The following is a 12704-nucleotide window of genomic DNA, read 5'->3' on the forward strand; positions in this document are numbered from 1 at the left end:
CTCCACCGGCCCGTCCCAGCGCGAAAGAGCAATCCGAGCTTGCTGGGGAGATCAAGTTCTCGTATCAAATGTCCATCAGCCAGCCCGCTGAGATTTTAACAATTTAACGGAAAGAAAAATTTCCCCAGAACAAACCAACACATGAAACCAAACCAACTCAGCCTGTCCTTGCTGACACTCACTGCGGCGCTGGTCGGCGCAGTCAGTTCCGCTCACGCACAGGACAAGAAGCCCAACATCCTGGTCATCTGGGGTGACGACATCGGCCAATTCAACATCAGCGCCTACAACAACGGCATGATGGGCTACAAGACACCGAACATCGACCGTATTGCCAAAGAAGGCGCACTCTTCACCGACTGGTATGGCCAGCAGAGTTGCACCGCCGGACGCGCCGCCTTCATCACCGGCCAATCGCCGATCCGCACGGGTCTCACCAAAGTGGGACTTCCGGGCGCTCCGGAAGGCATGACGAAAGCCGATCCCACGGTAGCCACCTTGCTCAAGGCGCAGGGTTATATGACCGGCCAATTTGGTAAAAACCACCTCGGCGACCGCGACGAAATGCTTCCCACGGCTCATGGCTTCGATGAATTCTTCGGCAATCTCTATCACCTCAATGCGGAAGAAGAGCCGGAAAATCCCGACTATCCGAAGGATCCCGAATTCAAGAAAAAGTTCGGCCCCCGCGGCGTCATCCATAGCTTCGCCGATGGAAAAATTGAGGACACCGGTCCTTTGACAAAGAAGCGGATGGAAACCATTGACACGGAAGTTAACACCAGGGCGCTCGATTTCATGGAACGCGCGAAGAAGGCGGACAAGCCGTTCTTCCTCTGGTGGAACTCCACCCGCATGCACATCTTCACCCACCTGAAGGAAGATTCCGTGGGTAAGACCGGTCTCGGTATTTATGCCGATGGCATGGTCGAGCACGATGGACACGTCGGTCAGGTGTTGGACAAGCTCAAGGAGCTTGGTCTTGAGGACAATACAATCGTCATGTACTCCAGCGATAACGGCGCCGAGACCTTCACTTGGCCCGATGGTGGCACGACGATGTTCCGCGGTGAAAAGAACACCCAGTGGGAAGGCGGTTACCGCGTTCCTTGCCTCATCCGCTGGCCCGGAACGATCAAGCCCGGAACCGTTGTCAACGACATCGGCGCACATGAGGACATGCTCACCACACTGGTCTCCGCCGCCGGCGACAAGACCGCCAAGGAAGATCTGCTCAAGGGACGCAAAATCGGCGACATGACCTACAAAGTTCACCTCGACGGCTACGACCTTGCCCCGGCTCTCAAAGGCGAAGGCAAATGGCCACGCCAGGAGTTCATCTACTGGACGGACGATGGCAGCGTGGCCGCGCTCCGCTACAACAACTGGAAAATCACTTTCCTCGAGCAACAAGCGCTGGGTCTCAAAGTCTGGCAAGAGCCATTCACTCCCCTGCGTGCCCCGAAAATCTGCAACCTCCGCATGGACCCTTTCGAGCGCGCCGAGGAGGAAAACGCGATGGGATATCAGAAATGGTATATGGAACACATGTTCGTGATCGCCCCCGCCGGTGGCTATGTCGGCAAGTGGCTCCAAAGCTTCAAGGAGTATCCACCTCGCCAAAAGCCGGGCAGCTTCAATCTCGACCGCGTCATGGAAGCCGTGATGAGTAACGCCGGCAACTAGTAACGCCGGATCGCGGCACCTCCATATCGAATTCGGGGGCCGCACCTTTTCACGAAGGCGCGGCCCTTTTTCTTACCAACGAACAGCATGAATCCTAGAGACGCTTTCAAACAAAAATGAATTACGATTACATCCCCATCTGGGTCATTCTCATCCTCTCGATCCTCTTTGTCATGATCGCCATCGAGACGGGCTACAGGCTTGGCCATCGCTCGCGCCGTAGGTCGGAAGAGGAAAAAGAGTCGCCTGTCTCTGCCATCGCCGGTTCCGTATTGGGACTCCTCGCCTTCATGATGGCCTTCACTTTCGGGATCGTCTCTAACCGCTATGACTCGCGTAAAGCCCTTGTCCGCGAAGAGGCGAACAGCATCGGTACCACCTGGTTGCGCGCGGATTTCCTGCCGGTGCCAGACCGCGCCGAGTCCAAGGCGCTGCTGAAGGAATACGCCATCCAGCGCGTCTCTGGCATCGAGAACCTCCGCTCTGGAAAGCTACAACCGGAGGAAATGGCCGTGGCACTTGAGAAAGCCACCCTCATACAGAATCGCCTCTGGGAAATGGCTGTTACCAATGCCCGCAAGGACATGAATTCGGACGTCGCCGCCCTCTACATCGATTCTCTCAACGGCCTCATTGATCTCCACGCCATACGTGTGGCCGTAGGTCTTCAGGCGCGGATCCCCAATGGTATTTGGATTGTGTTGCTAGGCCTTACCGTCTTCGGCATGGTCGCCATCGGCTATCAGATCGGCATCGCAGGCTCCAGGCGCTCGCTGGCACAGGCCATCCTTGCCATTTCCTTCAGCATGGTGATCGCACTCATTTGCACCCTTGATCGCCCGCACGGGAGTTACATCAAAGTTTCCCAACAGCCATTCCTCGATCTCATCAAGTCCATGAAATGAATCCATGAAGGTGGATTTTGAAAACATTAAGAATATGTCCATAAAAAGCATCCTAAGACTCCATATCTCGACACTGGCAATCACCGCCGGCTTCATCCACGCCGCTGATCCGCTGCCCTCTTGGAACGACACCGCACCCAAGCAGGCCATCACCGCCTTTGTCGAAAACGTCACCAAGGAAGGGTCTGCTGACTTTATTCCCATCCCCGAGCGCATCGCCGTCTTCGATAACGACGGCACACTCTGGGCCGAGCAACCGATGTATTTCCAGGCCTTCTTCATCTTCGACCGCATCAAGACCCTCGCCCCGCGGCATCCGGAGTGGAAGGACAAGGAGCCGTTTGCCTCCGTGCTGAAAGGCGACGTGAAAGCCGCGCTCGCAGGCGGCGAAAAGGCACTGCTCGAAATGGCTATGGCCACGCACGCAGGGATGACCACCGAGGAGTTCGAGAAGATCGTAACCGACTGGCTCGCCACCGCCAAACACCCGACCACCGGCAAGCCCTACACCGAGATGGTCTATCAGCCGATGCTGGAACTGCTGGAATATCTTCGCGCCAACAAATTCAAAACCTTCATCGTCTCCGGCGGCGGCATCGAGTTCATGCGGCCATGGACGGAGAGAGTTTACGGCATCCCGCCCGAGCAAGTCATCGGCTCCAGCATCAAGACTAAATATGAACTGCGCGACGGTAAACCCGTGCTCGCCCGCTTGCCCGAACTCAACTTCATCGATGATAAAGCCGGCAAACCCGTCGGCATCCAGCAACACATCGGACGCCGCCCGATTTTCGCAGCCGGCAACTCCGACGGCGATTTCCAAATGCTCGAATGGACCACCGCCGGCAGCGGACCGCGTTTCGGAATGCTCGTGCACCACACCGACGCAGACCGCGAATGGGCCTACGACCGCGACTCGCACATCGGCAAACTCGACAAGTGCCTCGATGAAGCCAAGGCCAAGGGCTGGGCTGTCACCAGCATGAAGGATAATTGGAAGACAATCTATCCTTTGACTTCCGCCGAGTAAGCGGGTGAAATTCAATTCACCACACGACATGATCGCCACCGCCATATTACTGTTTTGCGCGCTGGCCATCAATTGCTCCCATTCCGCACCAAATTCACTGCTCACTCACGAAACCACACGCGGCAAGATTCAATACACCCCCCACTCACCCGCCGCTCCCGCGAGGCAGCGCGTCATCCTCGCCCACGGTTTCCTCCGCACCCCGGACACGATGGATCACCTCGCCAAAGCACTGGCCGAGGACGGCATCGAGACTGCCTGCATCAAACTCAAGCGCTCGACTCCCTTGAATGGCAACCATGATGCAAACGCCCGCGACATGATCGCCTTGCGGCAGGCGCTCGGCTGGAAGAACGTCACCTACGCCGGCTTTTCCGCCGGTGGGCTCTCCGCACTCATCGCCGCATCGGAAGATTCCGCATGCGAAAAACTGTTGTTGCTGGATCCGGTGGATCAGGTGACTCTCGGCAAAGATGCCGCACCAAAAATCCGCATTCCCACCCTCGCCATCCTTGGCAAGCCCGGCCCGGGGAACGCCAATCGCAACGCCACGGCCATGCTCGCTGCCATCCCGGGATGCAAGACCGTCGAAATCCCGACCGCCACCCACTGCGATTTCGAAGCCAAACCCTCCGCCCTCTGCCATGGCATGACCGGATCCAAACCGGACGCATCCCGCACCGCCGCCGTGCATAAGACCTTGTTGCACGAATCCTCTCTGTTTCTGAAAGACCACGCCATCGATAAACCATGAAAACCATCATTGCATCCGCCCTCCTGTTCTCTGCCATTCCGGCCAGCGCAGGTACCACCGCTCCGTCGCTCGGCGACACCCAATTGATCACCACCACCACCGACTCCGGCTGGCGGGTCTCCACCTCGATGTATGTGTGGACCACCCGTCTGGACGGTGACATGACGTTCCGCGGCACCACGGTGCCGGTGGATGTCCCGTTCAACAAGGTGTTCGAAAATCTCAAATTCACCTTCATGGGGCTCGTGGAAGTCGGCAAAGGCAGATGGAGTTTCATGAGCGACCTCTTCTACGCCAAGCTGGAGCCCTCAACCTCCAACCGGCTCGGAACCTTTGACTCACAGATCGAGCAGTTCATCGGAAACTTCGCGGTTTTCTACAATGTTGTCCAAACCTCCACCACGCGCTTCGACGCCTACGCCGGCGCCCGCGTCAACTGGATGGAGACCGACGTGGATATCAGGCTCAACAATAACACAAGCTTCAGCGAATCCGGCGACAAGACCTGGGTGGACCCCATCATCGGCGTCCGCTTCCATCATGACCTTAATGAGAAGTGGTTCGTCCGCGCGCTGGCCGACATCGGCGGATTCGGCGTCTCGTCCGACATCACCTGGCAGGGCATGGCCTCGCTCGGTTACCGCGTCACGGACAACGGCTCTGTGGGACTCGGCTACCGCGGCATCGGCACCGATTACACCAGCGGCGGCACCACCTACGACGTCATCAGCCACGGCTTGCTGCTGGGGTTCGAATATAAGTTCTGATATCCGCGGCTTTGGGAAATAAATCATTCATGAAACCGCTCCGCTGGCTCGGTGCCGCATGGCTTGTCTTGGTCATTCTGGCAGGCGTCGCGTGGGCATTCGGGGCGTTGTATTACGACGGGCCGTCCAGGCTGCTGGCGGCGGCGAATGCGTTGGGGATGCTGGCGGCGTTCGTCTTCGTGCGGCCGTGCCGGCGCAAGCTCGGCGTCTGCGGGATTTGGTTCGCCGTCGTGCTCGGGTGGTGGCTCACGCTTAAACCGTCCGCCGATGGTAACTGGCAGCCCGACGTGGCGCAGATCCCGTGGGCGGAAATCGACGGCGACGTGGTGACGATCCACAACGTCCGGAACTTCGACTATCGGACGGAGACGGATTTCACCCCGCGCTGGGAGACCCGCAAGGTGCGGCTCTCGCAGCTCGCCGGCATCGATATGTTCGTCAATTATTGGGGCTCGCCGTGGATGGCGCACCCGATCGTCAGCTTCCGGTTTGCCGATTCGGCGCCGGTTTGTTTCTCGATCGAAACCCGCAAAAAAGAGGGTCAGAGCTATTCCGCGATCGGCGGGCTCTATCGGCAATACAACCTGACCTACATCGTCGCTGACGAGCGCGACGTGGTGCGCGTCCGGACGAACTATCGGAAAGGCGAGGACGCTTATCTCTACCGGACCACCACCGGCCCGGCGCAAACGCGCGCGCGGTTTCTCGAATACATCGGCTCCATCAACCAGCTCCGCGCCAAGCCGCGCTGGTATAACGCGGTCGCCACCAACTGCACCACCGGCATCCGCAGCCAGCATCCGGCGGCGGAGCGCATGCCATGGGACTGGCGTTTGCTGGTCAACGGCAAGGCCGACGAGCTCATGTACGAGCGCAAAACCATCGAGACCGGCGGCCTGCCCTTCACCGAGTTGAAGCGGCGCGCGCTCATCAACTCCGCCGCGCGGGCGGCCAACGACTCACCCGACTTCTCCGCCCGCATCCGCGAGGGGCGTCCGGGCATGTGACTTCCTCTTTCCGCAAAATCACGCTTCACCCGGCCTTGATTGGCTGGTTTCATCACATCAACACTTTATGAGCGCACAAATCCTCGACGCCATGGACGGCATCATCACCGTCGAAATCACCGGCACCATCAGCCCGGCCGAGTTGGCCGCCAATCAATCCGAAATCCTCAAGCAGCTCCAAGCCTGGGGCGGCGGCGCGCTTCTCACGATCTGCGAGGAGTTCACGGGCTTCGCCGACGGTGATTGGACCGACATGTCATTCCAGGCGGTGGCCGATCCGCTGATTCGAAAGATGGCGATCATCGGTGAAAAGCAATGGGAGCACATGGCCCTGGCTTTTGCGGCGAAGGGGCACCGCCCGTTTCCCGTCGAATTCTTCCCCACCGGCCACCTGCGCGAAGCCAACGCCTGGTTGAAGGCCTGACGGCCGCGGAGATTGGCGGCGCTTCCGGCCCGTTCCGAGCGGCGGAAAATTTCCCCGCGATGGAGGTTTTGCTATCCATCCGCCCTCGGGTTGTGCGAGACTGTGCCGTTGTGGAGCACTCACATTCCCTCTGCCATGAACACGATTCTCCCCGGATTGGTTTTCGTCGTCGCGCTGTCCGCCAGCATCCTCGTGGTGTTGGAAACCGGGCGGCGCGTCGGTGCCCGCCGCTTGGCTTCGGAGGGCGAGGTTGCGGCGAAAGGCCTCGGCGCGCTTGAGGGCGCGGTGTTCGCGTTGCTCGGCCTGATGATCGCGTTTTGCTTCTCCGGCGCGCTCGCCCGCTTCGACGCGCGGCGGCATCTTGTCGTGGAGGAGGCCAACGCCATCGGCACGGCCTGGCTGCGCAGCGACCTGCTGCCGCCGGAGGCGCAGCCCAAGGCGCGCGAGCTTTTCCGCCGCTACCTCGACTCGCGGATTGAAACCTATCGGAAAGTGCCGGACATGGCGGCGGTCAAACAGGAACTCGCGCGATCCGCGGCATTGCAGCAGGAAATCTGGCAGCTCGCGATTTCCTCATCCCGCAGCACGGGCACCAGCGCCGCGCCGGTGGTCCTGCTGCCCGCGCTCAACGCCATGTTCGACATCACCACGACGCGAACGGAGGCCGTCCGCCTGCATCCGCCGCCCGTCATTTTCGTGATGCTCGGCACCCTCGCCCTGGCCTGCGCCTTGTTCGCCGGCTATGACATGGCCATCCGGAAACGCCTCAATCCCTTGCACTCCCTCGCCTTTGCCGTGGTCCTGTCGGTGACCGTCTATGTGATTGTGGATCTCGAATACCCGCGCATCGGCTTGATCCGCATGACCGACTCGGACCAAGTGCTTGTCGAGTTGCGGAAGACCATGGAGTAGGGGAAAATGTAGCGACGGTCTGCGACCGTCGCTAACTGGTCCCGAGGCCGTGACGCAAAGAAAAGCCAATGAAGAAGCTCCGCGCGGCGCATGGGCATCGACGCTCACAGAGCGCCGCTACAAGCGTTGCATTCGCAGAATGTAGCGGCGCGTCTGCGACCGTCGCTAACTGGCCCCGAGGCCGTGACGCAAGGAAAAGCCAATGAAGAAGCTCCGCGCAGCGCATCGGCATCGACGCTCACAGAGCGCCGCTACACTTCTCACGTCCACGAATCCGGCTGAATGGCACCGGCATGCGGCCAATCCTCTGCTTTCTCCACCAGCCCCGCCCGCACCGGATTCTCCCGGACATACTTCCATTTCTCCGCATGCGATTCCCCAGATCGAATCAAGTGATCGAAAAATCCCTTCTGCCAGTGCGGGGCTTCGATGCCATGTTCGCGCCAGTGTTTGGACATCGTGTTTTTCAGCGATTTCATCCACATCGATAAACCCACCGCCCCAGGCGGAATGCAGACGAAGAGGTGCAGATGATCTGGCATCAGGACATAACGCCCGACCAGCACACCGCGTCCCCGAGCGAGAGAGCAGAAGCGTCGGAATACTTCATGCGCATCATCATTGGCCAGCAGATGTCTCCGCTTTTCCGTGCAGGCCGTGATGAAATAGACCGGAGCCTCGGTGAAAATAATGTCCAGACGGGAGAGGCGGTTCATCGAACATTCCCATAACAAACGGCCAAGTCCGCCGCAAGACATCTGTAGCGTCGGTCGCTAACTGGCCCCGAGGCCGGGACGCAAAGAAAAGCCAATGAAGAAGCTTCGCGCAGCGCATCGGCATCGACGCTCACAGAGCGCCGCTACAGGCGATGCATTCGCAGAATGTAGCGTCGGTCTGCGACCGTCGCTAACTGGCCCCGAGGCCGGAACGCCAAAGGAGAGAGCCGATGAAAAAGCTTCGCGCGGCGCACCGGCATCGACGCTCACAGAGCGCCGCTACAGGGCACCGCTTTCGCCCGGCCCGGAAGCATCCCCCCGAACTGGGAAGATGCGGGATTTGCGGAATTTTTGCAAACAATTGGGATTCCCCGGCGCTGCCGGGATCGTAGCATCCGGCGGCAGGAAGCGATCCGTTCTCTTGGCCGGCTCACCATCACGCCCCTTCATCGCATGCATTCCTCTTCCGTAACCACCGACGATCTGGACATCGCCAACCTCGGCCCGCGAAAGTTCTCCTCTCCCGGATGGCAGCGGGATTTCGCCGCGGAAGGCACCGGTTGGCATGCCGACGGCGACCGCGTTTTGCTCAACGACCACATGGACGCCATCAGGGAGGCGATGAAAAGCGGTGTCGAGCCGCCGTCGATCGAGTTGGCCGGCCCACGGGGCGACATCTATTTCAATCCTGCGGATACCTGCTGCGCCATCGTGACCTGCGGCGGCCTCTGCCCGGGCATCAACGACGTGATCCGCGCCATCGTCATGCAGGCGCACTATGTTTACGGCGTGCGGCGGATTCTCGGCATCCAGTACGGCTACGAGGGACTCGACCCCGCGTTCGGTCACAAGCCGGTCGAACTCACCCCGGCCAATGTCGATAACATCACCTCGTTCGGCGGGTCGATGCTCGGCACGTCCCGCGGCAAGCGGCAGACCAAGGTCATGGCCAACCGGCTCGAAGCGCTGGGAGTGAACATCCTCTTCGTCATCGGCGGTGACGGTTCGCAGCGCGGGGCCAAGGACATCCATGAGGAAATGCGGGAGCGGGGAAGCCAGATCGCCATCGTCGGGGTGCCCAAGACGATCGACAACGACCTGATGTTCATGGACCGCAGTTTCGGCTATCAGACCGCGTTCGCCGCGGCCTTCCACGCGGTGACGGCCGCGCACACCGAGGCGCGGGGATCGCGCAACGGCGTGGGACTGGTCAAGCTGATGGGCCGGGACTCCGGGTTCATCGCGTGCTCGGCCGCGCTGGCCACCGGCGAGGCGAACGCGGTGCTCATCCCCGAGGTGCCTTTCAAACTGGAGGGGACTAACGGGCTGTTGGAGGTGATCGAGCAGCGCGTCGCCACCCGCGGCCACGCCGTGATCATCACCGCGGAAGGCGCCGGGCAGGATCTGATTTCCCAGGTGGAGCATGCCACCGACGCCTCCGGAAACGAACTTCACGCCGACATCGGGAGTTTCCTCAAGGACAGGATCAACCGTCATTTCAGGGAGAAGAACATCGAGCTCAATCTCAAATACATCGATCCGAGCTACATCATCCGCAGTGTTCCGGCCGCGCCCGAGGACCGGGTTTTCTGCCTGAACCTGGGCCGCCACGCCGTCCACGCCGGGATGGCGGGCAAGACCGGCATGGTCGTCGCCCGCTGGCACCAGCGCTTCGTCCATCTGCCGATGAGCCTCGTCACCCGCGGCCGCCGCAAGGTGGATCCTAACGGCGACCTCTGGCGCTCGGTGGTGGAACTCACCGGCCAGCCCGCGAAGATGGGAGTCTGATTTCTCCGGTTCGCCACCGCTCTCTGCCGTGGTGCTTTTGAATCTTTACATCTCCACGCGCCCCGTGGAAACATAGCCTGCGCTGCTGGGAGATTTTTCCCGCAGCCATCAACCCCCATACCGCCATGATCAAGCCCAAGCTCATCAAACGATTCCTCGTCGAACCCGGCACCGAAGTGAACCTGAAAGATTACGTCACCGACTGGACGGAAACCGACGAGGCGAAGGAACTCGGCACCGACGTGATCAAGGAGCGCGCCGCGCAGATCCTCGAGGAAAACCGCGGGCATCTCGACTCCGCCCAGGAGTTGCTCTACGCCAGCGACACCCACTCGGTGCTGCTCATTTTCCAGGCGATGGACGCCGCGGGCAAGGACGGCACCATCCGCCACGTCATGTCCGGGGTGAATCCGCAGGGCTGCCAGGTCTTCAGTTTCAAGAAGCCGTCCGCCGAGGAGCTGGATCACAATTTCCTCTGGCGCTACATGAAGGCGCTGCCCGAGCGCGGCCGCATCGGGATCTTCAATCGTTCGTATTACGAGGACGTGCTCGTCGTCAAAGTCCATCCGGAATGGCTCGGACCGGGCCAGCCCGCGGACCCGGACAGCAGGTTCTGGGAGAAGCGCTACGAGGACATCAACAACTTCGAGAAACACCTGTCGCGCAACGGCACGCTGGTGCTCAAGTTCTTCCTCCACGTCTCCAAGGACGAGCAGAAGCGGCGTTTCCTCGCACGCCTGACCAACACGGAAAAGCACTGGAAATTCTCGGAGGCGGACCTGGAGGAGCGCGAGCACTGGAAGAGCTATCAGAAGGCGTTCGCGGACGCGCTTTCCGCCACCAGCACCAAGCGCGCGCCCTGGTATGTCATCCCGGCGGACCGCAAATACGTCGCCCGCGCCTTGGTGGCGGACATCATTGCCACCGCCATTCAGGATCTCAAACTGGAGTTCCCCAAGGTGTCGCCGGAAAAAATGGCCCTGCTCGATGCCGCGCGGGAAAAGCTCGAGGGCAAGGATAAGGATCAGAAAGCGCAATCGTGACGGATTCGCCATCATCGGCCGCCTCGCGGACATGGATGTCCGCTCTGGCGCGCCACGTTCCCGCCATCGGCTGGCTGCGCGGCTACCAGTTCGCTTGGTTGCGCGGCGACGTCGTCGCCGGGGTCACGCTGTGCGCCTATCTGATGCCGGCGGGAATCGGCGACGCCTCGCTCGCCGGCCTGCCGCCCGAGGCCGGTCTCTATGCGTGCATGTTCTCGGGCCTGGTGTTCTGGCTGTTCACCAGCTCGCGGCAGACTTCGGTCACGGTCACCTCGGCCATTTCGCTGCTGGTCGGTTCCTCGTTAGGAGCCATCACCGGTGGCGATCCGGCGCGTTTCGCCGTGCTCGCGGCGGGTACGGCGGTGTTGGTGGCCGTCTTGGCCTTGCTCGCCCGGTTGGTCCGCGCGGGCGGCATCGTGAACTTCATTTCCGAGACCGCGCTGCTCGGGTTCAAGACCGGCGTCGCGCTCTATCTGGCGAGCACCCAGCTGCCGAAACTCTGCGGTTTCAAAGGCTCCCACGGCGATTTCTGGGAGCGCTCCGGCCATTTCATCCGCCACGCGCGCGACACCAATCTTGCGTCGCTCGCGGTGGGTGGTGGCGCTCTCGTCATTTTGCTTCTAGGGAAAAAATTCCTCAAGAACCGCCCCGTCGGGCTGCTGGTGGTGGTCGGCAGCCTCGTGCTCGGAGCGACCGCCGACCTCGGCGGACATGGCGTGAAGTTGCTCGGCGAGGTGCCGCAGGGACTGCCCGCATTCGGGCTGCAAGGCCTGCACTGGAGCGACATCAACACCTTGCTGCCGCTGGCGATGGCGTGCTTTCTCCTCGGCGCGGTCGAAACCGCGGCAATCGGCCGGATGTTCGCGCGCAAGCACGGCTACCGGCTCGACAGCGACCAGGAGTTTCTCGCCCTCGCCGGGGCGAATCTAGCGGCCGGTCTCGGCCAGGGATTTCCCACCAGTGGCGGCATGTCGCAGTCGCTGGTCAACGAAACGGGAGGCGCGCGCACGCCGCTTTCCGGACTCATCGCGGCGGTGCTGATGCTGCTGGTGACCGTCTATCTGTCGGGAATGCTGCGCTACCTGCCGCAGCCGGTGCTGGCCGCCATCGTGCTCGTCGCGGTCACCGGATTGTTTCAGCTCACCGCCTTGAAACGGGTCTGGCATTTCAGCCGCGGCGAGTTCGCGGTGGCGCTCACGGCGCTGCTGGGCGTGCTCGGGTCCGGCTTGCTCATGGGAGTGCTCTTCGGGGCGATCCTCTCGGTATTGCTGCTGCTGCGCCGCGGCGCGCGCCCGCACACCACCGAGCTCGGCCGCGTTCCCGGTACCGACTATTTCGCCGACATGATCCGCCATCGGGCGAACGAGCGCGTCCCGCAGACTTTCATTTTCCGTGCCGACGGGGCACTGCTCTATTTCAATACGGAATACGTCAGCGACCAGTTTTTCGCCCTGCTGAACTCCCGCGGCAAGGACGTCAAGCTGGTGGTGTTTTTCCTCGGAACCGTGCCTCAGCTCGATCTGGCAGGAGTCGAACTCCTCACCGAAATCCGTGAGGCGGTGGTCGGGCGGGGGATGGGCTTCCGTCTGGCGGAAGCCCACAGCGGCGTCCGCGAAACGCTGCGCCGCGCGGGGTTCGAGAAGGAATACGGCCCGGTCGTGCCGGATCAAAC

The 12704-nt window shown here is 61.1% G+C and carries 12 protein-coding genes; 11 read left to right on the forward strand and 1 reads right to left on the reverse strand.

All coding sequences use genetic code 11. The features are described from left to right. The first annotated feature begins 141 nt into the window (after positions 1-141). From AC4DF4_RS15340 to AC4DF4_RS15375, 8 genes are all read left to right on the forward strand, one after another. On the forward strand, positions 142-1686 hold the full coding sequence (locus tag AC4DF4_RS15340; protein WP_490048987.1) for an arylsulfatase: 1545 nt from the start codon (positions 142-144) through the stop codon (positions 1684-1686). 116 nt (positions 1687-1802) lie between these two features. Beyond that, positions 1803-2591 carry a bestrophin-like domain gene (locus AC4DF4_RS15345; RefSeq protein ID WP_490048988.1) on the forward strand — a complete coding sequence of 263 codons (789 nt, stop codon included), beginning with the start codon at positions 1803-1805 and terminating at the stop codon, positions 2589-2591. Positions 2592-2625: 34 nt separating this feature from the next. Next, entirely contained in the window at positions 2626-3621 is a 996-nt protein-coding gene (locus AC4DF4_RS15350) for an HAD family hydrolase (protein ID WP_490048989.1), read from the forward strand. 28 nt (positions 3622-3649) lie between these two features. Beyond that, positions 3650-4375 (forward strand): alpha/beta fold hydrolase, encoded by a 726-nt coding sequence (locus AC4DF4_RS15355; protein WP_490048990.1) that lies wholly within the window; start codon positions 3650-3652, stop codon positions 4373-4375. After that, complete coding sequence (locus AC4DF4_RS15360; RefSeq protein WP_490048991.1) at positions 4372-5142, forward strand: hypothetical protein; 771 nt, start codon at positions 4372-4374, stop codon at positions 5140-5142. The genes AC4DF4_RS15355 and AC4DF4_RS15360 overlap by 4 nt, the downstream gene beginning before the upstream one ends. Positions 5143-5171: 29 nt before the next feature. Beyond that, positions 5172-6149, forward strand: a complete 978-nt coding sequence (locus AC4DF4_RS15365) for an Lnb N-terminal periplasmic domain-containing protein (protein ID WP_490048992.1) — start codon at positions 5172-5174, stop codon at positions 6147-6149. 67 nt (positions 6150-6216) lie between these two features. Beyond that, complete coding sequence (locus tag AC4DF4_RS15370; RefSeq protein WP_490048993.1) at positions 6217-6573, forward strand: SpoIIAA family protein; 357 nt, start codon at positions 6217-6219, stop codon at positions 6571-6573. Positions 6574-6708: 135 nt separating this feature from the next. Beyond that, entirely contained in the window at positions 6709-7485 is a 777-nt protein-coding gene (locus AC4DF4_RS15375) for a bestrophin-like domain (RefSeq protein ID WP_490048994.1), read from the forward strand. A 260-nt stretch (positions 7486-7745) separates the two neighbouring features. Here the strand turns inward: AC4DF4_RS15375 and AC4DF4_RS15380 are convergent, their stop codons facing one another. Further along, entirely contained in the window at positions 7746-8201 is a 456-nt protein-coding gene (locus tag AC4DF4_RS15380; RefSeq protein WP_490048995.1) for an REP-associated tyrosine transposase, read from the reverse strand. 453 nt (positions 8202-8654) lie between these two features. Between AC4DF4_RS15380 and AC4DF4_RS15385 the strand changes: the two genes are divergently transcribed. The 3 genes from AC4DF4_RS15385 to AC4DF4_RS15395 form a co-directional block, all read left to right on the forward strand. Next, positions 8655-9989: an ATP-dependent 6-phosphofructokinase gene (locus AC4DF4_RS15385; protein WP_490048996.1), complete on the forward strand. Its 1335-nt coding sequence runs from the start codon at positions 8655-8657 to the stop codon at positions 9987-9989. A gap of 128 nt (positions 9990-10117) precedes the next feature. Beyond that, positions 10118-11032, forward strand: coding sequence for a polyphosphate kinase 2 family protein (locus AC4DF4_RS15390; RefSeq protein WP_490048998.1), 915 nt, complete (start codon positions 10118-10120; stop codon positions 11030-11032). Between the two features lie 35 nt (positions 11033-11067). Further along, on the forward strand, positions 11068-12704 hold a 1637-nt coding region (locus AC4DF4_RS15395; RefSeq protein ID WP_490048997.1), incomplete at its 3' end, for a SulP family inorganic anion transporter.

The sequence above is a fragment of the Luteolibacter sp. genome (genome assembly GCF_058122085.1).